This window comes from Aminobacter sp. SR38, assembly GCF_014843375.1.
Classification (GTDB): domain Bacteria; phylum Pseudomonadota; class Alphaproteobacteria; order Rhizobiales; family Rhizobiaceae; genus Aminobacter; species Aminobacter ciceronei.
Genome location: NZ_CP062113.1, coordinates 1 through 26025 on the forward strand (window position 1 = coordinate 1; position 26025 = coordinate 26025).

The 26025-nt window shown below is 63.8% G+C and carries 27 protein-coding genes and 1 riboswitch; of the genes, 12 read left to right on the forward strand and 15 right to left on the reverse strand.

Annotation, left to right across the window (positions count from 1 at the left end):
- Positions 1 to 843 carry a LysR family transcriptional regulator gene (locus tag IG197_RS27940; protein ID WP_192320316.1) on the forward strand — a complete coding sequence of 281 codons (843 nt, stop codon included), beginning with the start codon at positions 1 to 3 and terminating at the stop codon, positions 841 to 843.
- Positions 844 to 879: 36 nt separating this feature from the next.
- Here IG197_RS27940 and IG197_RS27945 read toward each other — a convergent pair whose 3' ends face one another.
- The 10 genes from IG197_RS27945 to IG197_RS27985 form a co-directional block, all read right to left on the reverse strand.
- Positions 880 to 1191, reverse strand: coding sequence for a hypothetical protein (locus tag IG197_RS27945; protein ID WP_192320318.1), 312 nt, complete (start codon positions 1189 to 1191; stop codon positions 880 to 882).
- A 57-nt stretch (positions 1192 to 1248) separates the two neighbouring features.
- Positions 1249 to 1593, reverse strand: coding sequence for a hypothetical protein (locus tag IG197_RS27950; protein ID WP_192320320.1), 345 nt, complete (start codon positions 1591 to 1593; stop codon positions 1249 to 1251).
- Entirely contained in the window at positions 1590 to 1832 is a 243-nt protein-coding gene (locus tag IG197_RS27955) for a hypothetical protein (protein WP_067967793.1), read from the reverse strand. Before IG197_RS27955 ends, IG197_RS27950 begins: the two co-directional genes overlap by 4 nt.
- 295 nt (positions 1833 to 2127) lie before the next feature.
- Positions 2128 to 3165 (reverse strand): hypothetical protein, encoded by a 1038-nt coding sequence (locus IG197_RS27960; RefSeq protein ID WP_192320321.1) that lies wholly within the window; start codon positions 3163 to 3165, stop codon positions 2128 to 2130.
- Positions 3162 to 3956 (reverse strand): ABC transporter ATP-binding protein, encoded by a 795-nt coding sequence (locus tag IG197_RS27965; RefSeq protein ID WP_371746589.1) that lies wholly within the window; start codon positions 3954 to 3956, stop codon positions 3162 to 3164. The genes IG197_RS27960 and IG197_RS27965 overlap by 4 nt, the downstream gene beginning before the upstream one ends.
- The gene (locus tag IG197_RS27970) at positions 3953 to 4945 is read right to left on the reverse strand and encodes a FecCD family ABC transporter permease (RefSeq protein WP_371746590.1); all 993 of its coding nucleotides are present in this window, start codon (positions 4943 to 4945) and stop codon (positions 3953 to 3955) included. The genes IG197_RS27965 and IG197_RS27970 overlap by 4 nt, the downstream gene beginning before the upstream one ends.
- A 5-nt stretch (positions 4946 to 4950) precedes the next feature.
- Complete coding sequence (locus IG197_RS27975) at positions 4951 to 5811, reverse strand: ABC transporter substrate-binding protein (protein ID WP_192320327.1); 861 nt, start codon at positions 5809 to 5811, stop codon at positions 4951 to 4953.
- Positions 5812 to 5822: 11 nt separating this feature from the next.
- Positions 5823 to 6929, reverse strand: coding sequence for a TonB-dependent receptor domain-containing protein (locus tag IG197_RS36910; RefSeq protein ID WP_371746591.1), 1107 nt, complete (start codon positions 6927 to 6929; stop codon positions 5823 to 5825).
- Positions 6833 to 7681, reverse strand: a complete 849-nt coding sequence (locus IG197_RS36915; RefSeq protein ID WP_371746579.1) for a TonB-dependent receptor — start codon at positions 7679 to 7681, stop codon at positions 6833 to 6835. The genes IG197_RS36910 and IG197_RS36915 overlap by 97 nt, the downstream gene beginning before the upstream one ends.
- Positions 7682 to 7859: 178 nt before the next feature.
- Positions 7860 to 8062: riboswitch (cobalamin riboswitch) on the reverse strand.
- A 281-nt stretch (positions 8063 to 8343) separates the two neighbouring features.
- Positions 8344 to 9171, reverse strand: coding sequence for an alpha/beta hydrolase (locus tag IG197_RS27985; protein WP_192320329.1), 828 nt, complete (start codon positions 9169 to 9171; stop codon positions 8344 to 8346).
- 309 nt (positions 9172 to 9480) lie between these two features.
- On the opposite strand from IG197_RS27985, the gene IG197_RS27990 reads away from it, so the two are divergent.
- The 8 genes from IG197_RS27990 to IG197_RS28025 all read left to right on the forward strand — a co-directional run bounded on the left by IG197_RS27990 (position 9481) and on the right by IG197_RS28025 (position 18165).
- Positions 9481 to 11106 carry an AMP-binding protein gene (locus IG197_RS27990; protein WP_067967773.1) on the forward strand — a complete coding sequence of 542 codons (1626 nt, stop codon included), beginning with the start codon at positions 9481 to 9483 and terminating at the stop codon, positions 11104 to 11106.
- The gene (kynA, locus tag IG197_RS27995; protein ID WP_256441270.1) at positions 11103 to 11939 is read left to right on the forward strand and encodes a tryptophan 2,3-dioxygenase; all 837 of its coding nucleotides are present in this window, start codon (positions 11103 to 11105) and stop codon (positions 11937 to 11939) included. The genes IG197_RS27990 and kynA overlap by 4 nt, the downstream gene beginning before the upstream one ends.
- A gap of 44 nt (positions 11940 to 11983) precedes the next feature.
- Complete coding sequence (locus IG197_RS28000) at positions 11984 to 13120, forward strand: ABC transporter substrate-binding protein (RefSeq protein ID WP_192320331.1); 1137 nt, start codon at positions 11984 to 11986, stop codon at positions 13118 to 13120.
- Positions 13121 to 13387: 267 nt separating this feature from the next.
- A complete protein-coding gene (locus tag IG197_RS28005) occupies positions 13388 to 14308 on the forward strand; it encodes a branched-chain amino acid ABC transporter permease (RefSeq protein WP_067967767.1) in 921 nt (306 codons plus the stop codon).
- A 25-nt stretch (positions 14309 to 14333) separates the two neighbouring features.
- On the forward strand, positions 14334 to 15305 hold the full coding sequence (locus tag IG197_RS28010) for a branched-chain amino acid ABC transporter permease (RefSeq protein ID WP_192320633.1): 972 nt from the start codon (positions 14334 to 14336) through the stop codon (positions 15303 to 15305).
- Entirely contained in the window at positions 15298 to 16047 is a 750-nt protein-coding gene (locus IG197_RS28015) for an ABC transporter ATP-binding protein (protein ID WP_067967763.1), read from the forward strand. The genes IG197_RS28010 and IG197_RS28015 overlap by 8 nt, the downstream gene beginning before the upstream one ends.
- On the forward strand, positions 16044 to 16730 hold the full coding sequence (locus IG197_RS28020; protein ID WP_182574337.1) for an ABC transporter ATP-binding protein: 687 nt from the start codon (positions 16044 to 16046) through the stop codon (positions 16728 to 16730). The genes IG197_RS28015 and IG197_RS28020 overlap by 4 nt, the downstream gene beginning before the upstream one ends.
- Before the next feature lie 76 nt (positions 16731 to 16806).
- The gene (locus IG197_RS28025) at positions 16807 to 18165 is read left to right on the forward strand and encodes an IS1182 family transposase (RefSeq protein WP_192320333.1); all 1359 of its coding nucleotides are present in this window, start codon (positions 16807 to 16809) and stop codon (positions 18163 to 18165) included.
- A 158-nt stretch (positions 18166 to 18323) separates the two neighbouring features.
- Here IG197_RS28025 and kynU read toward each other — a convergent pair whose 3' ends face one another.
- The 4 genes from kynU to IG197_RS28045 form a co-directional block, all read right to left on the reverse strand.
- Complete coding sequence (gene kynU / locus IG197_RS28030) at positions 18324 to 19571, reverse strand: kynureninase (protein ID WP_192320334.1); 1248 nt, start codon at positions 19569 to 19571, stop codon at positions 18324 to 18326.
- A gap of 18 nt (positions 19572 to 19589) precedes the next feature.
- Positions 19590 to 20513, reverse strand: coding sequence for an ABC transporter permease (locus IG197_RS28035; protein ID WP_182574335.1), 924 nt, complete (start codon positions 20511 to 20513; stop codon positions 19590 to 19592).
- A 5-nt stretch (positions 20514 to 20518) separates the two neighbouring features.
- Entirely contained in the window at positions 20519 to 21298 is a 780-nt protein-coding gene (locus tag IG197_RS28040) for an ABC transporter ATP-binding protein (RefSeq protein ID WP_182574334.1), read from the reverse strand.
- A 125-nt stretch (positions 21299 to 21423) separates the two neighbouring features.
- Positions 21424 to 22410, reverse strand: a complete 987-nt coding sequence (locus tag IG197_RS28045; protein WP_067967750.1) for an ABC transporter substrate-binding protein — start codon at positions 22408 to 22410, stop codon at positions 21424 to 21426.
- Positions 22411 to 22561: 151 nt separating this feature from the next.
- On the opposite strand from IG197_RS28045, the gene IG197_RS28050 reads away from it, so the two are divergent.
- From IG197_RS28050 to IG197_RS28060, 3 genes are all read left to right on the forward strand, one after another.
- Complete coding sequence (locus IG197_RS28050; RefSeq protein WP_192320336.1) at positions 22562 to 23341, forward strand: GntR family transcriptional regulator; 780 nt, start codon at positions 22562 to 22564, stop codon at positions 23339 to 23341.
- Positions 23338 to 24306, forward strand: a complete 969-nt coding sequence (locus IG197_RS28055; RefSeq protein WP_192320338.1) for a threonine/serine dehydratase — start codon at positions 23338 to 23340, stop codon at positions 24304 to 24306. Before IG197_RS28050 ends, IG197_RS28055 begins: the two co-directional genes overlap by 4 nt.
- 95 nt (positions 24307 to 24401) lie before the next feature.
- Positions 24402 to 24926 carry a MarR family winged helix-turn-helix transcriptional regulator gene (locus tag IG197_RS28060; protein ID WP_182574331.1) on the forward strand — a complete coding sequence of 175 codons (525 nt, stop codon included), beginning with the start codon at positions 24402 to 24404 and terminating at the stop codon, positions 24924 to 24926.
- A gap of 28 nt (positions 24927 to 24954) precedes the next feature.
- Here IG197_RS28060 and IG197_RS28065 read toward each other — a convergent pair whose 3' ends face one another.
- Positions 24955 to 25929 carry a GlxA family transcriptional regulator gene (locus IG197_RS28065; protein ID WP_192320339.1) on the reverse strand — a complete coding sequence of 325 codons (975 nt, stop codon included), beginning with the start codon at positions 25927 to 25929 and terminating at the stop codon, positions 24955 to 24957.
- Positions 25930 to 26025 lie beyond the last annotated feature (96 nt).

Genomic DNA, 26025 nt, shown 5'->3' on the forward strand with positions numbered 1-26025 from the left:
ATGGATATCGACCGCGCCCGCACGTTTCTCGAGATCGTTCATTGCGGCAGCTTCCTCAGGGCCGCCGACCGGCTCCATGTCACCCAGACGACCGTCAGCGCCCGCATCCGTACGCTCGAGGACGAGCTCGGCCGCCAACTGTTCGTTCGCAATCGCAACGGCGCGCAACTGACCCCGGCCGGCCGCGAGTTCGAGCGCTTCGCCCAATCCTTCGTCCAGATCTGGGAGCGCGCCCGCTACCAACTGGCCATCCCCTCCGGGCGGACAAGCGTCGTCGCGCTCGGAGGCGAGCTCAGCCTGTGGAACCCGCTGCTGCTCGACTGGCTGGTGTGGATGAAGAAAGCCAGGCCCGAGATTGCCGTTCACGCCCATGTCGGCGTGCCGGACCAGTTGCTCGACCAGCTCAGGAACGGGGTGCTCGACATCGCCGTGCTCTATGCGCCGAAGCTTTTGCCCGGCTTCAAGGTCGAGATCCTCCAGGAAGAGCAGCTCGTGCTGGTCAGGACCTTGCCCGGCAATGGCAGGCCGGAGGCCGACACCTATGTCTATGTCGACTGGGGGCCGCTGTTCGCCGCCCAGCACGATGCCAGCTCGACGGCGTTTGGCGAGCCCGGACTTGTCGTCGGTCTCGGCCCGCTCGGCCTGAGCTACATCCTGCGCGCCGGCGGAACGGGCTACTTCCGCAAGGGCGTGGTTGCCCCGCTGATCGCCGCGGGCGAGCTGGAAACCGTCGAAGGCGCGCCCGAATTTACCTATCCGGTCTACGCCGTCTGGCCCGAAGCCAGCGAAGCACGGGCCGACGTGCAGGAGGCGCTGGCTGGGCTGAGGCAGACTGTCCGGTAAAGGAGCGCCCCAAGGCAGGAGCGCCCGCAACGCGGGTCATGCGCTGCCGATGACCCGCATCAACCGCAGATCGTGACTGCGCCGATGTTGCCGGCACGCGGCCGCAAGGGCAGCACCAAGAACCTCGATGTCGGACACTTCATGAGGCCGCCAGCCGCAATGGCAGCCATCGGGGCAGGCATGAACGTCGGCCACTTCGCGATAGATCGACCCGACCGCCTGCGCGGCTAGCCGCATCACCGCAATCGGAGACAGGCCTGTCTTGTGCATGACTTCGCAAAACTCATTCATGATCGTTGCGCGGATATGCGCCGACGCCTCTTCACTGCGGCGTTCCATCTCGGCCATCTTTGACACTCGATAGTCTCCATCTGATATGTTGTCCCGCGACAGTCCGGCCCTTCCTCAGGCAGGACGGCGTAGATCTGCCGCGGCGGTCTTGTCCTGTTCCAAGACGAAATCGGAGGCGATTGCCCGCAGCGCCCGGCGCGCTGCGTCTAGCTTGCGCATCGCCTCGAACATCGTCTCGCGGTCGGCGCGGTGGCGCTCCAGCTCAACCGCGAAAACGGCATTGCCCACACTGTGGGGTTCCGGCACGGCATTGACGCGCTTCAGGCTCAGATCAGCCTGACGCCTTGCCCGGCGAACCTGGGCGCCCAGCGCTTCGACCTCGGCGAACGTCTCGCGATATCGGCGCATCCCATCGCCCTGCGCCTCGCCGGCATCCTTGAAGGGGTTGACATGCATCATGACCTGCTGACCCCTGGCGCAAGCTCGTTGTCGCGGATGCGCGGAAAAGTCTCGCGACCAGCGATGACGACCGGCTCTTCCGCGGCATAGGATTCGGTCGAAAGCGGCTTGGGCTCGACACCCTTGCCGTATTGCAGTTTCTGCCAATGCCCAGGTTGTGGGCGAGCTATGTCATGACGATCGCAGGCCTGCGCCACCTGCTGGTCGCGCACGCCAAGCTGCACGGCGATCTCGGTCATCGGCCGTGACCAGACCAATTGATGAAGCTCGGCCCGCGTCAGTTCGACAGCTTGGCTGGTCGCACGCTGACCCAGCCTGCTGATCCGATGCGTCCCAACATTCATTGCCGAAAGAGCTATTGCCACGACCTGGTCCCATCGTGCCGACGGTGGCCGTTGCGGCCGTCCTGTCCCGAGCACAACCGGACCATATAAAACATGACTATTAATATCAAGTTTAGTTTGGCCCCGAATTTTGCTCTGTCGGCGACGGCCGGAGCCTTCGCCGACAGGCATGAGTTTGCGCACCGAAGCCTTAGGCCGCGTGGCCCGGCGCGTCGTCGTCCTCCGCCTCCGGCTCCGATTGCTCGAAGCTGGCTTGCCAGGTCGTGATCCTTTGGCGGCGTGCTTCATCTCCCAGGCACTCGGCCAGACGGACCTTCTGTCGCAGCGCGACACGCAACGCAGCCCGGGCATGGCGCCCGGCAGGCGCCTGGCCGGCGTCGAGCTCCCTGCCCGTCTCCAGCGCGTCGTCGACATAGGCCTTGCCGGCGAGAGCCTCGGCGGTGCCGAAACGGCTCATCAATTCCTGAAACTCGCTATGCAGGGTCAGGTCGAACGGCCGGTCCTTGCCCAGCGGATCGATGACCGGATTGCCCGGATGCAGCGAGCCGACTGGCAACAGGCCAGATGGGATCGGCGTGTTGGCCGAATGCGTGCGGCCTCCCTTCAGAAGCTTCGGCAGCAGATGTGTATGCGGTCCCTCGGGAGAAACCCCGCCCGTGTCGGGTCCACCGATCTTCTGGTAGACCTCGACACGGCCGATATTGGTCAAGGCGATCCGATGCGGATGGACCGCAAGGATCGCCGGCATCGCCTCATTGCCATGCTCGAACAGCGAACGGCCGAGATTGGCGCGCAAGACGGCCAGCAGCTTTGGCTCGCTGGTGCGGATGCAGAAGTCGCATTGCGGCAAGGACAGGCCCATGTCGAACAGGATGCCGGTGCGGTCGATACCCCGGATCGCGTGATCGTCCGGCCCGATCTCACTCAGCACGCTCCTGCTGCCGCGCCGCGCCTTGGTTTCAGGAAGGCACAACGCCACCGCCTGGCTCCAGCGATGCCGCTTCGGACTGAGCGCCTCGTAGGCGACAGGCACCAGTTCGCTCAACGTGCCGCGATCGACACGAATACCGCCCCGCCGGGTAGCCCGGGTCAGCAGGTGAGTGTCGTCTATCACCGCAACCTCGCCGTCATCCTGATGGAACTCGGCAATGGCGCCAAACGCGCCCATGCTCCATCCACTGCGCCAGTCGGTCAGGTGGTGACGCAGCAGCTGCTCGAGGTAACTCATGGTCGTGCTCCGGTATCGACGGCAACGAGATCGAGCGGCTGGACAACCAGCCCGCCCGCTGTCTTGCCGAAGAAGGCTTCGACGCCATAGACGTCGCGCAGGGTTTGGGCGGTCAGCACTTCATCAGGCGGGCCGTCGGCGACGATCCTGCCGGCGTCGATGAGCAGCAGTCGGGTGCACCAGCGGGCGGCGAGCCCGAGGTCGTGCAGCGAAGCCACGACGCTTCGTCCGCTGCTCGCGAGATCGGCAAACAGGCGCATCAGCGTGATCTGGTGCGACGGGTCGAGGCCCGATGTCGGTTCATCGGCGAGCAGCAGCGGCGTCTCTTGTGCCAGCGCCCGGGCGATCAGCACACGCGCCTTTTCGCCACCCGAAAGCTCGGTCGCAGCGCGGTCCCGAAAGCTGTCGACTTCCATCTTGCGCATTGCGGCGTCGATGGCGTTGCGGTCGGCAAGGGCGAGCGAGGCGAAACTTGGCCGATGGGGCGAGCGACCGAGGCCGACCAGCATCTCGACCGGCACGGCCCAGGCGATCTCGCGCTCCTGCGCAACGTAGGCCATATGCCGAGCGCGCTCCCTCGCGGGGACATGAGCGGCGGCGAGCGCACCCAACGCGATTGCGCCGTCTGCCGGTGTCAGTCCGAGCAATGCGCGCAGCAAGGTCGACTTGCCGGCTCCGTTCGGGCCGATAAGGCCGACAAACTCACCCGCCATGACGGAAAAGGACACGCCGTTGAGCACCGGCCGGCCGCCGAGCGACGCCCTGAGATCTTGAACATCGAGCAGCATCAGGCAAGCTTCCTTCTCGTGCGATAGACAAGCCACAGGAAGAACGGCGCGCCGACGATTGCGGTCAGAACGCCGAGCTTGAGGTCGCGGCCGGGCGCGATCAGCCGGACCAAAATGTCGGCGGCAAGCAGCATGCAGGCCCCGCCCAAGGCGCTCGCCGGCAGCAGCCGCGACGGGCGCGCGCCGACAAGCGGCCTCAGCATGTGCGGGATGACGAGGCCGACGAACCCTATGGCACCCGACACCGCCGTTGCGGCACCGACGGAGGCCGCCGTGCCGAACACGGCCAGCAACTGCACGCGGCGCATGTCGATGCCCATGCTGGCTGCCGTCTCGTTGCCAAGCGTCAACGCGTCGAGCGCCCGGCCGAGCGCCGCCAGCATCGCCCAGCCGACCAGCATGAACGGCAAGGCGAGCCAGACATGGGTCATCGACCTGTCGGTCAGCGAGCCGAGCATCCAGAACATGATCTCGAGCGCGGCGAACGGATTGGGCGACAGGTTGAGCGCCAGCGAAGTCATCGCGCCGGCAAAGCTCGACACGGCGACACCTGCCAGGATGATGGTCAAGGTGCTGCCGCGCAGGCCGGCAAGTGCCTGGACCACGACGACGGCGAGCACGGCGGCAGCCAATGCCGACAGCGGCAAGGCAAGCGGGAAGACAATCGTCAGGCCGGAATAGATGGCGATCACCGCGCCCAGCGAAGCTGAAGCGCTGACGCCGATCAGGCCCGGCTCGGCCAGCGGATTGCGCAGATAGCCTTGAAGTGCCGCACCGGAAAGCCCGAGTGTAGCACCGACCATCAGACCGAGCAGCGCGCGCGGCAGGCGGATCTCACGCATGATCAGCTCGATGGCGCCGGCCTTGTCGGAAAACAATGCAGCGATGCTGTCGCCGAAGCCGAGGCCCGCCGGACCGACGGTGAGCGAAAGCAGGAACAGAATGGTGGCCAGGATGGCAAGAACGGCAAACACGAGCCTGTAGCGGGACATGTCACTCACTTGGCGTCCCCCTCGGCGGCATCGCGCAGCAGGCGGGCGGCTTCAAGTGTAAACGGCGCGCCGCAAATGGTGTATCGCGACGGCACCGCCACCGCCCTGCCCTGCCCGGAGACCGCCCGATAGGCCGGGTGGACGAAGTTTTCCTGGGCGAGTGCCGGGACGCCATAGTCTTCGCCGCCACCGACGACCAAATCTGGTTTGGCCAGCACCAGCATCTCCAGCGGCAACCGCGCCGTGCCGCTGAGCCCGAGCTTGTCTGCAATATTGACCAGTCCGGAAAGCTTGACGATCTCGTCGACGAGCGTTCCAGTGCCCGAGGTGTAGCTGTTGGCGTAGTAGGTCGCGACGGTCTTGCCCGAGGCGCTTTCCTTGCCCAATTCGGCGACGCCACGATCAAGCGCGGCGACAAGTTTTGCCGCTTCTTCGCGCCGCTCCAGGACCTCTCCCATGCGCAGGATGTTGGCCCTGATGTCGGCAATGGAGCTGTCCGGCGCGAATTCCTCGACCCGGATGCCGAGGCGCCTCAGCAACTCAACCGTCGTCCGTGTCGTGTAGGCTCCGGCGAGTACCAGGTCAGGCTGCATCAGAAACACTTCCTCGGCAAGGCCATGATTGACGGCAAAGCCGTTGGTCCGATCGGCCAGCACCGACGTGTTGGGATCGCTTGCCAGATAAGACACTGAATGCAGCTGCCCCTCGGCCGCCAGAAGCATCGCCAGCTGGTCGGTGCAGACATTCATCGACACGACGCGTTTCGGCGGCCCGGCGGCTGCCGGTGCTGATGACAACGCGGCCAGCCCCGCGAGAGCGGACAGCCACGCTCGAAACCGAGCGCAGCTGAGACGATTGGTGGGCATGTTACCTCGCATCAGAACACACGCGTGAAGCTCAGATTGAAGCTTCGGCCCGGCGCGCGATAGTTGGTGACGGTCGAATAGTGTTCGTTGAACAGGTTCTCGACCGAAAACTTCAGGCTCGCCCGCTCGTCGAACGTGTAGTTGGCGGCGAAATCCACCGTCACATAGTCCGGCAGCTTGATGGTGTTGGCGGCATTGGCGTAGCGCGCCGCGCCGTAGAGCAGCTTGGCGGTGAGGTCGAGGCTGTCGGTCGCGGCAAAGCTCACCTCGGCGGCCGCCTTGAAGCGATCGCGATAGGGAATGTAGCGGCCGTTGTCCTCATTCTTCGGCGAGCGGTAGTCGATCGAAACCTTGCCACTCCAGCGCTCGTCGAACGCATGCGACAGGCTGGCCTCGATACCGGTCACCTTGGCGCGCGCGACATTGAACGGCAGGTAGGTCGGCGGGTTGGAGGCGATCGCGTCGGTCAGCCAGGTCTGGTAGAAGGCGACGTCAAGCTCGGTCCCCTCGCTTGGACGCCAGTTGATGCCGATCTCATAGGACCGCGACTTCTCCGGCTTCAGGTTGGGATTGGAGTAGTTGGGGTAATAGAGGTCGCTGAAGGTCGGCGCCCGGAAGCCGGTGCCGTACGAGGCGCGCGCCACAAGCTCGGGAACGAGCTCGTAGCTGGCACCGATGTTGTAGGTGGTGGCGCCTCCGAACTGTTCATTGTGATCGTAGCGCAGACCGCTGTCGATCGTCAGCGCGCCATAGTCGAGCGAGTACTGGCCGAACACCGCCACGAGGTCGCGCGAGCCGACACCGAAATCGACAGTCGAAGCCACCTCCTCGCGATAGGCCTCGGCGCCGCCGACCAGGACATGCCTGACTTCACCTGTTTCAAAGGACTTTTCCGTCGACGCGAAGATGCCGTAGCGCCTGGTGTCGAATTCGCTGCTGCCCACGACGCTGTCACGGACATTGGTCGAATAGTCGAGGTTGCCGGAAAGTTCGACGGTCGAGCTCCAGCTGTCGGAATGCTTCACCCGTGCGCCGATCCTGCCGGCGAAGGTGTCGGTGTCAACTTCATTGGCGGAAGGCGGGGAGGCATCGTACTGGCTGCGGCCCCGGGCAAACAGGCCATCGGCATATAGCGGCCCCAGCCAAACTCCTTGGCGGCTGCGACGCTGAGCGAGCCCTGCAGGAAGCCATCGTCGTCAGGCTCATGTCCCCAGGCCAGCGGCGTGGTGAAGTCGTAGCCGCGCGTGCCGAGGATGGAGCCACCGACGGAGTAATCGATGCCGTCCTCGGTGCGTCCGCGCAGATCGCCTGAGAGATAGCCACCCCAAGGATGCGTGAAGCCCGAGGTGATGCTGCCGCAGGCGTTACGGCCGTCGTCACACTGGCCGCCCTGTTTGGTGATGATGTTGACGACACCGCCGATGGCATCGGAGCCATACTGCGCTGAGTGCGGTCCCTTGGCGATCTCGATACGCTCGATCGACGACAGCGGAATGTTGAAGATCGAGCTCGTATCGCTGGTCGCCGATGAACTGCGGACGCCATTGACCAGCACCAGCGTCTGGCCGGCCGACATGCCGCGCAGATAGACATTGGACGAGGCCCCCTGGCCGCCATAACCGATGATCGAAACGCCGGCATAGTGCTTCAGCAACGACGGCAGGTCTGCTGCCGCGGACTTTCGCAATTCTTCCTCGTCGATCACTGTGGCCGACGACGTCGGGCGAACAAGCGCGGTTTCGCGGCGCAGCGGCGTAACGACCAGGCGCGGCAGCACGGTCACGCCGCCTGCAGCGGGCGCCTGCTGCGCGCTGGATGGTGTCGGGATGGCCAGCATGATCGCGCCGATGCCCAGGATAAGTCTCTGCATTTCTGCCCTCAAATGGTTTGGGGGGCGCGACAAGGATCGCACCCGGTTTCCAAACCGCAGGCAAGACAGGTCGGCAGGCAGACTTTGGGACAAGATTGACCCGACGGCCTTCCGCATGCGGCAACACTTTCGATGTCACCGCCACGAGCGACCGCGCCTGACCACACCCCGTGGACAAGCATGGGTGACTGGAACGGGCAGGTCTCCTGACTTCCGTGTCACAGCCTTTTTCCGCCTTCCCGAACGCGCGAATGCGTTCAGTGGCATGATGGAAGAGGCTCAACGGTTACAGTTGCGGGGGCAGTCGCGGATTTGGCCTTCGGCCTCACCGTGTTCCCTTTTCATCCGCCTCTCGGCGGAACCGATTCCGAGGCGGACGCTACTCAGGGATGCCGAGGCTTGTCAATCGCAATCATGCGATCGGCCATAAAATATATTGATTTTCAAATAGATAGGATCATTGGACACGGACAAACAGGGCAGCTTGTGCAATCGCCCCGGACGCGGCAAGCCCTGCATGGGACCGCCAATTGGACGGCACTGCCCCTCGTGGACAGAGGCCACCAGCACATTGCCAACGGGGTCGCGGAAACTGAACCGACGATGTGCGCGCTACGGCCATCGACATCATCTTCGGCCGCGTCGGTATCATCCGCGCATGTTCAGCCGAGCAAGGTCCTTGTCAGCGCATGATCCTTGTCGGCAAGCCCGTCGATGACGCTGAAGTGATGCCGGTCGGGCTCGACCACTGTAGCGGTGGTGGCGCCAAGCCCGGTCCAGATATTGGAAAGCAATGCGTTCTGGCGCAGGAACTCGGCGCGCTCGCCACCGCCGACCCAGCAGGTGATTCGGACGTTGTCCACCGGCCGCAGCAGCGCCGGGCTTTCAGCCAGCGCCTCGGTCTCGTCGATGTGGAGCGTCTTGTTCATGCCGGTGTTGATCAGCGGCCTGAGATCATGAACTCCCGAGAGCGAAACGACATGACGGATACGAGACTGCACATCGGGCGCAAGCGGCGAAGCAGCCGCGACCATGCGCGACACGAGGTGTCCGCCGGCGGAATGACCGGTCAGCATGATCGGGCCTTCGACCAACGCGGCTGCCTTGCCGATCGCCGCACCGACCTCGCGCACGATATCGCCGATCCTGACTTCCGGGCACAAGCTGTAGGACGGCATCGCCACCGCGTAGCCGCTGTCGATGGAACCCTTGGCGAGATGCGACCAGTAGCTCTTGTCGAGCGCCATCCAGTAACCGCCATGGACGAAGACGACGAGCCCCTTCGGCGTGCCTTCAGGCAGGAACAGGTCGAACCGGTTGCGCGGCCTGTCGCCATAAACGATGTCGAGTTGCGCCCTATCAGCTGCCGACAGGACGTCACGAAACGATTGCGCCGGTTCCACCCACGCAGCAGGCCAACGGTCGCCGCCGGCGATGTTGGCGCCATTGCTGTAGGCGTTGTCCCAATCGGCGATATGGCGTTCGAGCATACGGGCATCCCTCCAAGGCGGCAGCAATCCAGGCGCATAGCAATGGCCAGCGTGCCGGATTGCGTCAATGGGCCAGCGGCAGAAACTTTATGCTTGAAATAATTTTGGTCCGGTGCAATTCTCAGCCATCAGTCGAGAACGTGGGAGGTCTCGCTGTGCCAGACGCCGATCGCATGTCGATCTCGCATAGCCGCGGCCTGTGCCGAACGGCTACCCGTTGCGGCGCAGCACCTTCCCCCGAAGTAACGCATTCCAACGCACGCATGGCGCTTCCGTCATGCCGATGAGCAGGTAGGGGACAGCCGCAGAATGCTTGGACCGTCAGCGCATATTGACACCTTCACGCGCGATAACCTGCCACCCCAGGACCAGTGGCCGACCTTTCTGCTCGACGGCTTCGACTATCCCGAGCACCTCAATGCGGCCGTCGAGCTGACCGATCGCCTGGTCGAAAAAGGCCTGGGCGACCACACCGCGCTGATCGGCAACGGCCGCCGCCGCACCTACAAGGAGCTGTCCGACTGGACCAACCGACTGGCGCATGCGCTGGTCGAAAACTACGGCGTCAAGCCCGGCAATCGGGTGCTGATCCGCTCGGCCAACAACCCGGCAATGGTCGCCTGCTGGCTGGCCGCGACCAAGGCAGGTGCTGTCGTCGTCAACACCATGCCTATGCTGCGCGCCGGTGAGCTCGCCAAGATCGTCGACAAGGCAGAGATCACGATTGCGCTGTGCGACACGCGCCTGATGGACGAGATGATCGCCTGCGCCAAGGACAGCGCCTTCCTGACCAAGGTGATCGGCTTCGACGGCACCGCCAACCATGACGCCGAACTCGACCGGGTCGCGCTCGACAAATCCGTCATCTTCGAAGCGGTCAAGACCGGCCGCGACGACGTCGCCCTGCTCGGCTTCACCTCGGGCACCACGGGCGTGCCGAAAGCGACGATGCATTTCCATCGCGACCTGCTGATCATCGCCGACGCCTATGCCAAGGAGGTGCTTTCGGTCACCTCCGACGACGTCTTCGTCGGCTCGCCGCCGCTGGCCTTCACCTTCGGTCTTGGCGGCCTGGCCATTTTCCCATTGCGCTTCGGCGCGGCCGCGACCCTGCTCGAGCAGGCAACGCCGCCGAACATGATCCACATCATCGAGACCTACAAGGCGACGATCTCGTTCACCGCGCCGACCGCCTATCGCGCCATGCTGAAGGCCATGGACGAAGGCGCCGACCTGTCGTCGCTGCGCGTCGCGGTCTCTGCCGGCGAGACCTTGCCCGGGCCGGTGTTCGAGGAATGGCTGGCCAAGACGGGCAAGCCGATCCTCGACGGCATCGGCGCCACCGAGATGCTGCATATCTTCATCTCCAACCGCTTCGAGGACATGAAACCCGCCTCCACCGGCAAGCCGGTCGGCGGCTATGAAGCGCGGGTCGTCGACGGCGACATGAACGAGGTGCCACGCGGCACTGTCGGCAAGCTTGCCGTGCGTGGCCCGACAGGCTGCCGCTACATGTCCGATGACAGGCAGCTCGAATATGTCCGCGACGGCTGGAACCTGACCGGCGATGCCTTCATCCAGGACACCGACGGCTTCTTCCACTTCGCCGCGCGTTCCGACGACATGATCGTCAGCGCCGGCTACAACATCGCCGGTCCCGAGGTTGAAGCCGCCCTGTTCTCGCACCCCGAAGTCGCCGAATGCGCCGTCATCGGCGCGGCTGACAGCGAACGCGGCCAGATCGTCGAGGCCTATGTCGTGCTGGTTGCCGGCGTCGCCGCCGACGCCGCGACCGTCAAGCGCCTTCAGGATCACGTCAAGGCAACGATCGCGCCTTACAAATACCCGCGCTCGGTGAAGTTCATCGACGCCCTGCCCAAGACCCAGACCGGCAAGATCCAGCGCTTCCGGTTGCGTGCGGAGAAGATGAATTGAGCAAGCCTTACGATCCCTCCGTCGAGGGCGCGCAGATGTCGTTCAAGGACCGCATGTCCTACAGCGATTATCTGCATCTCGAAAAGATCCTCGACGCTCAGGCGCCGCTGTCGACCGCCCATGACGAGATGCTGTTCATCATCCAGCATCAGACGTCGGAGCTGTGGATGAAGCTCGCTTTGCACGAGATCGGCTCGGCGATCCGCTCGATTCGTGCCGACAAGCTTGAGCCCTCGTTCAAGATGCTGACCCGCGTGTCGCGCATCTTCGAGCAGCTCAACAGCGCCTGGGATGTGCTCAGGACGATGACGCCGAGCGAATACACCGAATTTCGCGACTCGCTCGGGCAGTCCTCGGGTTTCCAGTCCTGGCAGTATCGCGCCATCGAGTTCATGGCCGGCAACCGCAACACAGCCATGTTGCGCCCGCACGCCCACCAGCCCGAACTCAGCGAAAAGCTCGAGGCGGTTCTCGCCCAACCTTCGCTCTATGACGAGGCGATCCTGCTGCTTGGTCGCAACGGCTTCGATATCGGCGCCGACGGCAAGCGCACCGACTGGCGCGAAACGCGCAGCGAAAGCGAAGAAGTGCTCGTCGCCTGGCAGGCGATCTATCGCGATCCGCAACGCCACTGGATGTTCTACGAGCTGGCCGAGAAGCTTGTCGATTTCGAGGATTACTTCCGGCGCTGGCGCTTCAACCATGTCACCACGGTCGAGCGTATCATCGGTATGAAACGTGGCACCGGCGGCACGTCTGGCGCCTCGTATCTGAAGAAGATGCTGGAGGTTGAACTGTTTCCCGAACTCTGGAAAGTTCGCACCCGGCTCTAGGACTTCAAATCAAATAATCGGGAACACTTGGGAGGAGTAACCTAATGAAGAAAATCATTGCGGCAGGAATTTTCGGACTTTCGTTGGCGGCATCCGGCCTTGCCTATGCCGAACCGGTGAAGATCGGCGTCATCACCACGCTTTCGGGCGGCGGTGCGGGCCTCGGCGTCGACATGCGCGACGCGTTTGCGCTGGCCATGAAGCAGTCCGGCAACAAGGATGTCGAGCTGGTCGTCGAGGACGATGCCCAGAAGCCCGAGATCGCCGTCCAGCTCGCCGAAAAAATGATCCAGAGCGACAAGGTCGACCTGCTGACCGGCATCATCTGGTCGAACCTCGCAATGGCCGTGGTGCCTAACGCTGTGGCGCAGGACGTCATCTACCTGTCGCCCAACGCCGGCCCGTCGGCGCTCGCCGGCGCCAAGTGCAACAAGAATTATTTCAACGTCGCCTACCAGAACGACAATTTCCACGAGGCGATGGGCCAGTACGCCAACAAGGACTACAAGAAGACCTTCATCCTCGCGCCCAACTATCCGGCCGGCAAGGATTCGCTGACCGGCTTCAAGCGCTATTACAAGGGCGAGTTGGCCGGCGAAGTCTACACCCAGGTCGGCCAGACCGACTACGCCGCCGAGATCGCCCAGATCCGCGATTCCGGCGCCGACTCGGTGTTCTTCTTCCTGCCCGGCGGCATGGGCATCTCGTTCATGAAGCAGTACGCCCAGTCGGGCGTGAACATTCCGGTCATGGGCCCGGGCTTCTCCTTCGACCAGGACATACTGCCGGCGGTCGGCGACGCAGCCCTCGGCGTCAAGAACTCGGCGAGCTGGTCCAAGGATCTCGACAACGAGGCCAACAAGCAGTTCGTCGAGGCCTTCCAGGCCGAATACAAGCGCTTGCCCTCGGTCTATGCCGCCCAGAGCTGGGATACGGCAAACCTGATCCTCTCGGCGCTCGGCAAGGCCAGCGTCAAGGACAAGGATGCCTTCCGCGCAGCACTCAAGGCCGCCGATTTCAAGTCGGTGCGCGGCGAGTTCACCTTCAACACCAACAACCACCCGGTGCAGAACATCTACGTGCGTGAAGTGATCAAGGAAGGCGACGTGCTGACCAACAAGATCGTCGCCACTGCCTTCGAGCACCACAAGGACGCCTACGCCGACCAGTGCAAGATGTAGGATGGGTTCAGGCCCGCTCGTTGCAGGCCAGCCTTGTAACGAAGCGTCCGACCCCCACTCCGCCTCGCGGCGCTCGGCACCTCTCCTCCTCATAAGGGGAGAGGAAAGGAGCCAAGCCGCAGCGGCTTTTCCTCTCCACCGTCGAACGGGGGAGAGGTGTTTGCGAAGCAACCCGGAGTGGGGGTCGAATTCCCTCAGCAGCGCATTTGAAGAGTTGTAGGCGTCCCGCCACACTGAAACGACAATCCAGCCAGCGAAAGCGTCCCCTTGTCCATAGCACTGCTCCTCGAGCAACTTCTCAACGGGCTGCAGCTCGGGGTGATGCTGTTCCTCATGGCCGCCGGCCTGACGCTGATCTTCGGCGTCATGGGCCTGATCAACCTCGCCCATGGATCGCTCTACATGATCGGCGCCTTCGCATGTGCTGCGGTCGCGGCTGCCACCGGCTCGTTCTGGATCGGCCTGGCGGCGAGCCTCGTTGCTGCGGCAGCGGCCGGCGCAATCATCGAAGTGACGGTCATACGCCGCCTCTATGACCGCGACCATCTCGACCAGGTGCTGGCGACATTCGCGCTGATCCTGATCTTTTCCGAAGGCACGCGCTGGCTGTTCGGCTCGTTCCCGCTCTATCTCGACATTCCGCCGCTGCTGCAAGGCGCAGTCCCCCTGCCCGGCGGCGGCCAGTACCAGCTCTACCGTCTCGCCATCATCGGCGTCGGTGTGGTGGTAGCACTGGGCCTGTATGTGCTGATCTCGCGGACGCGGCTCGGCATGCGTATCCGCGCCGGCGAGTCCGACCGCGAGATGATCGCCGCACTCGGCGTCGATATCCGCACCCTTTACACCGTCGTCTTCGCACTTGGCGCTGCACTGGCCGGTCTTGCCGGCGCGCTCGTCGGCGCATTGCAGTCGGTGCAGGTCGGCATGGGCGAGCCGGCGCTGATCCTCGCCTTCGTGGTCATCGTCATCGGTGGCATCGGCTCGATCAAGGGCGCCTTGTTCGGCGCCATCCTGGTCGGCGTCGTCGATACCATGGGGCGTTTCCTGCTGCCCAAGGCTCTGGCGCTGATGATCCCCGCCGCCCAGGCCGGCCCGATAGGTGCAGCACTTGCCTCGATGCTGATCTACATCGTCATGGCGCTCATCCTTGCCTTCAGGCCTAGCGGCCTGTTTGCGACGCAGTCGTGAGGACGTCATGACCAACGCACCCATCATGACCCCCGAAACCATCGTCAACGTCAGCCTCGCATTGCTTTTGCTCGGCTTGCCGCTGGTGGCGCAGACGATGGGCGAGCCGTTCTACATCACGCTCGCAACGCGCATCGCCATCCTGGCGCTCGCCGCCGTCGGCCTCAACATCGCACTTGGCCTTGGCGGGCTGGTGTCGTTTGGCCACGCCGCCTTCTTCGGCCTCGGCGGCTATGCTGCCGGTATCCTCGCCACCCATGCCTTTGACGGCGTGCCGCTGTTCGCCGGTATCCCCGGCACCGCATCGATGCCCATCATCTGGCTTGTCGCTGTTCTCGTCTGCGGCCTGATCGCCTTGCCGATCGGCGCCATCAGCCTGCGCACCGCGGGCGTCTACTTCATCATGATTACGCTCGCCTTCGCGCAGATGATCTACTACTTCGCCGTGTCCTGGCCGGCCTATGGTGGCGAGGACGGGCTTTCGATCTATGTGCGCAACGAATTCCCCGGTGTGAACACCGCCCAGCCGCTGTCCTATTTCCTGATCTGCTATGCAGTTCTGATGCTGGCGCTCGGTCTGTTCTGGCTGCTGCGCGGCTCGCGCTTCGGCGCGTCCTTGCAGGCGGCCCGGCAGAACGCAACGCGGCTGTCCGCTGTCGGCATCGCTCCATTCAACATCAGGCTGGTTGCCTTCGCGATCTCGGCAATGGTCACCGGCCTCGCCGGCGCGCTGTTTGCCGACCTCAACAAATTCGTCAGCCCCTCCATGCTGTCCTGGCATATGTCGGGCGAACTGATCGTGCTGATCATCCTGGGTGGCAAGGGCCGGCTGTTCGGACCCGTCGCCGGGGCCATGCTCTATGTCCTGTTCGAATTCGCCCTTGGCGGCATCACCGAACGCTGGCAGTTCTTCCTTGGGTTGATCCTGCTCGGTGTCGTTCTGTTTGCCCGCGGCGGGCTGCTCGGTCTGCTGGCCGGAAAGGCGCGTCATGGCTGAGCCGATCCTCGAAATCCGCGACCTCCGCAAGACCTTCGGCGCCCTGAAGGCGACAGATGGCGTCAGCCTTGAACTCAGGCCCGGCGAGATCCACGCGCTGATCGGGCCCAACGGCGCCGGCAAGAGCACGCTGATCCACCAGATTTCCGGCTCGTTGCGGCCGGACAGCGGCAGCATCCGCTTCCTCGGCCAGGACATGGCCGGGCTCGACATGGCCGCGCGCGCCCGTCTCGGCCTCGGCCGCAGCTTTCAGATCTCGTCGCTGGCGCAGGAGTTTTCCGCCCTGCGCAACGTCATGCTGGCGGTGCAGGCACGCCAGGGCACGAGCTTCCGATTCTTGCGCCCTGTCATGAGCGACAAGAGCCTGACCGAACCGGCAATGGCGATGCTGGAGCGCGTCGGTCTCGCCGGACGCGCCCACCTGCCCGCTGCCGAGCTGTCGCATGGCGAACGCCGTCAGCTCGAGATCGCAATTGCGCTGGCGCTCGGCTCAAAGGCCTTCCTGTTCGACGAACCGATGGCCGGCATGGGTCCGGAGGGCTCGAAAGCGCTGACCAGGTTCCTCGACGGTCTGCGCCATGAAGCGCCGATCCTGCTGGTCGAGCACGACATGGATGCCGTCTTCGCCCTCGCCGACCGAATCTCCGTGCTTGTCTACGGCCGCGTCATTGCCACCGGCACTGTCGACCAGATCCGCAACGACCCCGAAGTCCGCCGGGCCTATCTCGGAGAAGCCGCGTGAGCCTGCTCGAACTCAAAGGCGTCGAAACCTTCTACGGCGCATCGCAGGCGCTCTTCGGCGTCTCGCTCGACGTCAAGGAGGGCGAGGTCGTGGCGCTCATGGGCCGCAACGGCATGGGCAAGACGACGACGATCAACTCCATTCTCGGCCTGGCGAAGCCGCGCTCCGGTTCAATCAGCTTCGCCGGCCGCCAGGTCGCCGGCATGCGTCCACATCGCATCGCCCGCTTCGGCCTGGGTCTGGTTCCGGAGGGACGGCGCTGCTTTCCCAACCTGACCGTTCTGGAAAACCTGCTTGCCGCAGCGCGCGGCAGCGAGTGGACACTGGAAAAAGTCGTCGAGCTGTTTCCACGCCTCGGCGAACGCCGCGACCAGTATGCCAACACGCTCTCGGGCGGCGAACAGCAGATGCTGGCGATTGGCCGCGCGCTGATGACCAATCCCAGCCTGCTCATTCTGGACGAGGCGACCGAGGGTCTTGCACCCGTCATCCGTCAGGACATCTGGGCGGCGATCCGCAAGCTTAAGGCTGCGGGTCAGTCGATCCTGGTTGTCGACAAGACGCTGTCGGAGCTGCTGCCGGTGGCCGACCGCTGCTTCGTGCTGGAGAAGGGCGTGACCGTATTCGAAGGCACGCCGGACCGGCTGACGCCTGACATCCAGGACCGCTATCTCGGTGTATGAAAAAGGGCGGCATCTGCCGCCCTCAGACTGCTGACAAACCCCTGGCGAGAGTTGGGGGTTTGTGATTCAGTGGGTGATGTTGAAGCGAGCCGGCCCTGAACAAACCGCACTTGAGATCGTCACGCTCGATCAACTGGTTCCAGTTGATCACCTTCTGCGCAAGATCGATGGTGTTATCGATTTCTCGTTCATCCACGATCTGACAGCGCCGCTTTACTGCGCCGACAATGGTCGCCCGCCACTTGATCCGACCTTGATGTTCAAGGCGCTGTTCATCGGCTACCTGTTCGGGGTGCGCTCGGAGCGGCAATTGGTGCGAGAGATCGAGGTCAATGTCGCCTACCGGTGGTTCCTGCGGCTGAAGCTGACGGACGCCTCGACATTGTCGCAAAACCGACGCCGGCGCTACCAGGACGAGACGATCGCGCAGGCGATCTTCGACCGCATTGTCGAGCAGGCGATCGGGGCAGGCTTGGTCGACGGCACGGTGCTCTACACCGACAGCACGCACCTGAAGGCCAATGCCAACAAGGGCAAGTACGACCTTGCCATGGTCGCCAAGTCGCGTGCCGACTACTGGGGCGAGCTCGACCGGGCGATCGATGCCGAACGGGCGTTGCACGGCCAGAAGGCGCTGAAGGAGCAGGAGCGGCAGCCTGCGGTGAAAGAGACGAAGGTCTCGCGCACCGATCCTGAGGCTGGCTATATGGTGCGCGAGGGCAAGCCGAAGGGCTTCTTTTATCTCGATCACCGCACGGTGGATGGCGGCTTCGGCATCATCACCGACACGTTTGCCACGCCGGCCAACGTGCATGACTCGATCGTCTATCTCGACCGGCTCGACCGCCAGGTGGAGCGTTTCGGCTTCGACGTCACGGCGGCGGGGCTGGATGCCGGCTATGCCACGCCAGGCATCGCCAAGGGCCTGGAGGACAGGAACATCCACGGTGTCGTCGGCTATCGCAACCCGACCCGGCCAAAGCCTGGCAAGATGAGGAAGGGCGCTTTCGTCCATGAGCCGGACCTTGACGGCTATCGTTGCCCGCAGGGCCAGTTGCTCACTTACGCCACCACCGATCGCGGCGGTTATCGCCACTACAGGAGCGACCCGACGATATGCCGCAACTGTCCGCTGCTGGCGTCTTGCACATCAAACGCCAAGGCCGAGCGCACCATCACGCGCCATGTCTGGCAGGATGTCCGCGAGCGGGTCGATGCCAACCGCTTAACCGCATGGGGCAAGGCGATCTATCGACGCCGCAAGGAGACGGTCGAGCGATCCTTCGCCGATGCCAAGCAGCTCTTCGGCCATCGCTATGCCCGCTTCCGAGGGCGAACACGCGTCGCCTGCCAGTGCCTGATCGCAGCCGCCGCCCAGAACATGAAAAAGATCGCAATCAGCCTCTGGCCAAAGCCAAAACCAAGCCTCGCATGAGGCCAAAGCGGGCTCGCAACGGCACTGGCATCTGCCCCCCGAAATCAATCCAAAAGCTCAATCAACCCACAAAACAAAACCCCGCCGAAATTCGACGGGGTTCGTCAGCAGTCTGAGGGCGGCATCTGCCGCCCTTTTCGTTTCCATTCGACCTGAGATCAGGTCACTGCCGACTTGACGGCAAAACGGGCTTCCTTCCAGGCGCCGGTCCGCATGATGTCTTCGAGGATCTCGACCGCCTGCCAGACGTCCTTGAAGCCGACATAGAGCGGCGTAAAGCCGAAGCGCACCGTAGCCGGTGCGCGGAAGTCGCCGATGACGCCGCGCGCGATCAGCGCCTGCATGATGGCATAGGCGTTGTCGTGCTCGAACGAGACTTGGCTGCCGCGCTTCGTGCCGTCGCGCGGGCTTTCAAGCTTGAGGCCGTAGGCGCCGCACCTGACCTCTACCAGTTGGATGAACAGGTCGGTCAGGGCAATGCTTTTCTTGCGCAGCGCTGCCATGTCGACGTTGTCCCAGTCATCGAGCGCGCCCTTGAGCGCCCGCATGGTCAGGATCGGCTGGGTACCGCACAGGAACCGGCGAATGCCGGCGTCCGCCGCATAACCCTGCTCGAAGGCGAAGGGTCTGGCATGTCCCCACCAGCCGCTCAGCGGTTGCTGAACGTCGGCGAGGTGACGCGTGGCGGCGTAAATGAAGGCCGGGGCGCCGGGACCGCCATTGATATACTTGTAGGTGCAGCCAACGGCGAAATCGACATTGGCACCGTCGAGATCAACCGGCAGGGCACCTGCCGAGTGGCAGAGATCCCAGACGATCAGGGCACCTGCCGCCTGGGCCTTTCTGGTCAGCGCCGCCATGTCGCGCAGCTCGCCCGACTTGTAGTTGACGTGGTTGACGAGAACCACCGCAACCTTGTCGTCGATCAGCTCTTCGATGCTTGGCGCATCGACGCCCTCGAGCCGGAGCACGGCACCGGCCCGCGTCGAGGCAACGCCTTCCGCCATGTAGAGATCGGTCGGGAAGCTGTTGCCTTCGGCGACGATGACCGAACGGTCGGGTCGCATCGCAAGGGCTGCATGCAGCACCTTGTAGATGTTGGTCGACGTGGTGTCGCAGACAACCGTCTGGCCAGGTGCAGCACCGATCAGGCGGCCGATGCGGTCGCCCAGCTCGGTCGGCATGTCGAACCAGCCGGCGGTGTTCCAGGCGCGGATCAGATCCTGCCCCCACTCCTTGGAGGCAGCTGCCTGGAGCTCGCTGAAGGCAGCATGCGACGCGGCGCCCAGAGAGTTGCCGTCAAGATAGATCACTCCTTCCGGCAGGATGAAGCGATCACGCATCGAACGCAGCGGGTCGACAGCGTCCATCGCCTCGACAGCGGCGAGATCGGGAAATGCAGTCATGATGCGGGCTATCCTTGATTATTCGCGAACGGTTTCGCGTGCTTGTGCCGGGCCCCGGCTGCGACGCAGGCTTGGAAGTGCAAGCATGGCGAGCACGAACAGGCCGGTGGCGAGCTTCAGATCGGGGGGCGGCATGCCGGCGGCGAGACAGAACGAGACCAGTTGGTAGTAGACGACAGCGCCGACGAACGGGGCAGCGAGCTGGCGCAGCACAGTCTGCTTGCCGACGATGGCTTCGCCGATCATCAGCGCGGCAAGGCCGTTGATCAGGATGCCGAGGCCCATATTGACGTCGGCAAAGCCCTGGCTCTGCACCATCAGCGCGCCGCTGGTCGCCGAGAACGCACTGGCGAGGCCGACGCCGCCGATGGTGGCGACCCAGACATTGATGCCTTGCGCTTCGGCCATGTCGGGATTGGCGCCGACGGCGCGGATCGCGGTGCCCTTCTCGGTCTTGAAGAACATGTTGAGCAGGATGAAGACGATCGCGCCAATGAGACCGGCAACGATGATCTTGGCGGCCGGAAAGCCGGGCTGGACGAAGGGCGCCCAGTCGAAAACCGTCGGCGCGCCGAACACGGACAGGTTCGACTTGCCCATGATGCGCAGGTTGATGCTGTACAGCATCGTCATCATCAGGATGCCGGCGAGCAGTGTGTGGATGCGGAAGCGCAGGTGGATGAAGGCGGTGCAGCAGCCGGCGAGGAAACCGGCGATCAGCGCCACGGCAAGCGCCGTCAGCGGAGAAGCACCAGCCGCCAGAAGCACGCCGCAGACGCAGCCGCCGAGCGGGAATGCGCCTTCGCTGGTGAGGTCGGGGAAATTGAGGGTACGGAACGGAATCATGATGCCGAGCACGACAAATGCCAGGATCAGGCTCTGCGCCAGGGTGACGGGAATGAGCGAGACGAAGCTCGTGAAAACGGTCTGGATAAAGTCCATGATGATCAGCTCGCCAGCAACATGCGGTCGGTTTTCACGGAGAAATGGCCGATCAGGTCGACAACCGTGACCTTGGCCTTTTCCTCGCCGGAGATTTCGAGCCGAAGTTTGCCGGCATCCAGCATGATGACGCTGTGACCGAAATCGACGGCATGCTGCATGTTGTGCGTCACCATCAAAGTGGTGAGCTTCAAGGCATCGACGGCACGCACTGTCGCCTGCATGACGATGTCGGCGGTGCGCGGATCGAGTGCCGCAGTATGCTCGTCGAGCAGCAGCAGATCCGGAGAGCCGCCGACCGCCATGATCAGCGACAGCGACTGGCGCTGCCCCCCCGAAAGCAGTTCGACGCGGGTGTCCAGGCGATTTTCGAGACCGAGGCCGAGAAGTGCCAGACGCTCCTTGTAGGCCGCGAGGCGTGAAGCATTGAGCCCCTGGCGCAAGGTACGTTTCTTGCTGCGCAGATCTGCGAGCAGCATGTTTTCGGCGACCGTCATCGAGGCGGCGGTGCCTTTCATCGGATCCTGGAAAACGCGAGCCAGGCGAATGGCGCGCTTGTGAACGGGCATGCCGGTGACGTCGTCACCATTGATCAGGATCTGGCCGGAATCGAGCACCAGCGCCCCCGAAATGGCATTGAGCATGCTGCTCTTGCCGGCACCGTTGGAGCCGATGACGACGCCGAATTCACCGGTGGCGAGCTTGAGGCTGAGGCCGTCCAGCGCGACTTTTTCGTCGGCCTGGCCCTTGTAGAAAACTTTACGTGCAGATCGGATTTCGAGCATCCGTCCCTCCCGGAAAAGGTAACGGCGCCTTGGAGCGCCAGGGCGCTCCAAGTTTCTGAACCTGCGCATCGTGCCTCTTGGGCCGATGCGCCAGACGCCGCTACCAGTTTTGACGAAGTCGAGTATTAGTCGACGATGCAGCCGCAATCAGCGAGCGACGCGGGGATCTCGATGCCGAAGGCGGCCATGGCCTTCTTCGAGATCGTCGCGGCATGGTCCTCATAGGCCGGGCGCGACGGCGCGATGGTCTTGGGGTCCTTGCCCTTCAGGATTTCGGCGGCGATCTTGCCGGCGTTGATGCCAACCTGCTCGTAGTTCACCGCGAAGCTGGCAGGCACGACACCGTCGCGGACTGCATTGTCGTCGGCATTGACGACCGGAATGCCAGCCTGGCGGGCCGCGGCGGCAACGGCCGGGATAGCCGGCTGGATCAGGTTCGAGGTCGGGCCGTAGATCACGTCGACCTTGCCGGCGAGCGAAGCGATGCGCTGCTGGATGTCGTTGACGTTGTCGATACCCACTTCGACCACTTCGAAGCCAGCGGCAGGCGCTGCTTCCTTGATCTTCTCGACCAGAGCGACGTCGTTGGCTTCACCCGGATTGTAGGGCACGCCGAAACGCTTGGCGTTCGGCAGCAGCTTCTTGGTGAATTCCATCACCGCCTTGACGTCCTGCAGGTCGGTAGCACCCGTCATGCCTTCGTCGCCGGCTTCCCACGACGGGACCAGCTTGGCGGCGACCGGGTCGGTCACAGCCGAAAAGACGATGTTGATACCCGAGCCGGCGAGCGCCTTCTTGGCGATCTGCGAGACCGGGGTGGTGACGGTGTACATCAGCTTGGGCTGTTCGGCCTGCAGCTTGGCGATCATCTGGGGAACCAGCGACGCGTCGAAATTGGTGTGGCTTTCGGTGAAGACGACGTCCTTGCCGTCGACATAGCCATTGTCAGCCAGCGCCTTCTTGAAGCCGGCGACGGCGGCGTTGAGCTGCGGGTGTTCGCCAAAATTGGCGACACCGATCTTGATCGGGTCGGCAACGGCTGCACCAAGGCTGACGGCAAGCGCGCCGGCCAGAACCAGGCCCGACATCAGACCGGATTTCAAGTTTCTCATCGATTCCTCCCAGATTGACTGCGCCGCACCCCTTAGCGGCGGCATGGAGGCAATCATGAGCAGTCCGGAGGGCTCTGTCAAACATTATATATAATTCTTGCCATGAGCCTCCATGATATATAATTTTTTGCAGAGACAGGGACGGATCACGATGCAGGATGACGAGCATTCGACCAAAACGGAAGCAGCCTACCGGCTGCTGCGCCGAGACATCCTGACCACCCGGCTGATGCCGGGAGCTCCGCTCAAGCTGAGCGCACTGCGCACGGCCTATGGCGTTGGTTGGACGCCGCTGCGCGAGGCATTGTCGCGACTTGAGGCTGAACGGCTGGTGACGGCGATTTCCAATCGCGGTTTCACCGTGGCTTCGGTTTCACGCCACGAGCTGGAAGATCTGGCGCGAGCCAGGATGGTGGTCGAACTGCCGCTTCTGCTGGAATCGATCGAGAAGGGTGGCAGCGACTGGGAAGAGGCTGTGGTTACCGCGCATTACCGCCTGTCGCGCTGCAAGACCGCAGTCGAGGATCCTTCCGATGCCTCCGTCGATGACTGGGACGAGAAGCACGAGGCGTTCCACTCGGCGCTGCTAAGTGCCGCCACGTCGAACTGGCTGCTGCGCTTCCGCTCGACAATCTCCGACCAGCTTCGGCGCCATCACAGGTTCCTAGGACTGGCACCAACCTTGCGCGCGGCCGCAGGCCAGAAGCAGGGCTACGAAGAGGCAATGGCAGCCCTTGGCGAGGCGCAGTCGATCGGACCGCACACCGCCCTTATGGAGGCCGCGCTCGACCGCGACCTCGAAAAGGCCAAGGCGTTGATGATCGATCACATCGGCTACACGCTGCATGTCTATGTCCACACCGAGGACTACAGCGGCAGCAGACACGCCGCCCGCGCCGGCAGCCTCAGAACACCCTCGGCCGCCGAATGACAGCCCCCTATCGCCCGTCTCTGGACGAGATCAGCGCCGCCCGCGCCCGAATCGCCTCTCATGTTCCGCGAACGCCGCTGGTCCGCCTCGATCTGGGCCTGCCCGACCGGCAGATCTTCCTCAAGCTCGAGACGCTGTCACCGATCGGCGCGTTCAAGCTGCGGCCGGCGCTGAACGCCCTTCTGTCACGCGACCGCGAGACGCTCGCCCGGGGTGTCGCCACCACGAGCTCCGGCAACATGGCTTATGGCATGGCCTGGGCTGCCAACAGGCTCGGCGTGCCGATGGCAGCCTACATGTATGCGGGCGCGCCGCAGACAAAGATCGATGGCGTGCGTCGGCTCGGCGGCGAAGTCCGCTTCATCTCGATGGAAACATGGTGGCAATACATCATCGGCGCTGACCGGCCCGAATTTCCGGAGCTTCTGATCAACCCGGTGTCGGACCAGGCGGTGCTGTCGGGCAACGGCTCCATCGGCATGGAAATTGTCGAGGACCTGCCCGAGGTCGACGTCGTGCTGACGCCTTATGGCGGTGGCTCGATGACCACGGGCGTGGCGAGCGCCGTCAAGGCCTTGCGACCCGAGGCAAAAGTCTTCGCCGTCGAGGACGAGAACGCCGCCCCTGTGACGGCGGCTCTTGCGGCTGGCCGCATCGTCGACATCGAGACGCGCCCTTCCTTCATCAAGAGCATCGGCGGGCCGTCGCTTGTGCCGCAGCTGTGGCCCATCGCGCGCGAGCTGATCGACGGCGCGGTGTCAGTCAGCCTGATGCAGGTCACCGAGGCTATGCGGCTGCTGTTCGCCAAGTCCAAGGTCGTCGCCGAGGGCGCGGGGGCAGCTTCGCTGGCTGCGGCGCTGACGAGCCAACATGCCAGGGGCAACATCGTATGCGTAATCTCTGGCGGCAACATCGATGCCGCCGCTTACTCGGCGGTTCTTGCCGGCAACATTCCTGCCCCTTGAACCTTTCAAGCTTGTACTATCGCGCGAAACGGCACTACAACTGCCCGAGAGGATAGCCGGCGCACCGGCCGCGGCGAGGAAAGACCCTGACACAGATGGAAGAGCGCAAGGATACAGCCGGCGCCGAAGGCTGGGTGGACGGCGAGACCAAGGTACTCGAAGCGCCTGCGGATCACGGCACCGAGCTTCGCCTTTGGCTGCGCCTGTTGACCTGCTCGACGCTGGTTGAAACAGAAGTGCGCCGCCGCCTGCGCGAAGAGTTCGATTCCACCCTGCCCCGCTTCGACCTGATGGCGCAGCTTGAACGCGCCCAGGACGGCATGGTGCTGGGCGAAGTGTCCAAGCGCATGATGGTATCGCCCGGCAACATCACCGTCCTGGTCGAGCGCCTGGCCGAGAGCGGCCACATCAGCCGCACCACCTCGCCCACCGACCGCCGCGTCCAGATCATCGCGCTGACGCCCTTCGGCCGCGCCGAATTCGAGAAGATGGCCGCAGCCCATGCCGACTGGATCGGCGACCTGTTCGGCACTCTGTCGGCCAAGGACGGCGGCATCCTGCTCGACGAACTCGGCAAGCTGAAGCGCTCCATCGTCGCGTCGCTGGCCAAGGGCAGCTAAGCGCTGCGTCACTCGCCTCAATAATGCGCTAAGCCCGAAACCGGGCCCGGTAGTCGCTCGGCGTCAGCCCGACGATGCGAGCAAAGACTTTTCGGAAAGCACCAGGATCGCCATAGCCGACCTCCCAGGCCACCTTGTCGACCGTCTGCGTGGTGAATTGCAGCAGCTCGCGCGCCTTGCCGACACGCAGGCGCTGGCCATATTCCGTTGTGGTGAGCCCGGTCGCCTTCTGGAAGCGGCGCAGGAAGGTGCGTTCCTCAAGGCCGGCCATTGACGCCAGCACGGCCAGGTTCAGTTCCTTGCCTTCGCCCGCCTGCAGCCAATGCTGCACCTTGAGGATGGCGGCGTCGCCATGGCTGAGTCGCGGCGCAAACGCGCTGTAGTAGCGCTGCTCGCGCCCGGGAGGGTCGAGCGCCAGGATGCGGGCCGTCTCGATCATGACGGTCGGCCCGAGAAAACGGTCGACAAGCCGGAGGCCGAGGTCGGTCCAGGCCATCAGGCTGCCGGCAGTGATGATGTCGCCGTCATCGATGAGCAGCCTGTCGGTGTCGAGCCTCGCCTCGGGAAAACGCGACCGGAACGCCTCGTCATAGACCCAGTTCGTCGTCACCGCCCGCCCGGCCAGCAACCCGGTTTCGCCGAGCACGAAGGCGCCGGCACAGACGGACGCCAGCACGCTGCCAGCACTATGGCGCTGGCGCAGCCAGCCGGCGAGCGACGCGATAGTCTCTCGCGAAATCGGATCGCCGAGCGCCGGCGGCACGACATAGACCTCAGCTACGCCAGAAGCGTCGGGATGGGTGTCGAACACCCGCTGAGGCGCATGCTCCGCCTGGTCCGCGCGCCAGTGGCTGACGCGCAGCTGGTTCGGCGGCATATCATGGCTCTTGCGGTTGGCGGTGCGGTTGGCGAGCTCGAACAGGTCGGTCATGCCAAGCACCGCCGACATCTGCGCGCCGGGGTACAACACCAGCCCGATCTCGATGACGCCAGCTTTTGCCATTTGTCGAAATCACCCCTTGTTATGTCGATATCGCCAATGGGTCGGCACCATAATCCATTGCATCCTGCAGGCAACATCCTTCCCAACAGCAAAGGC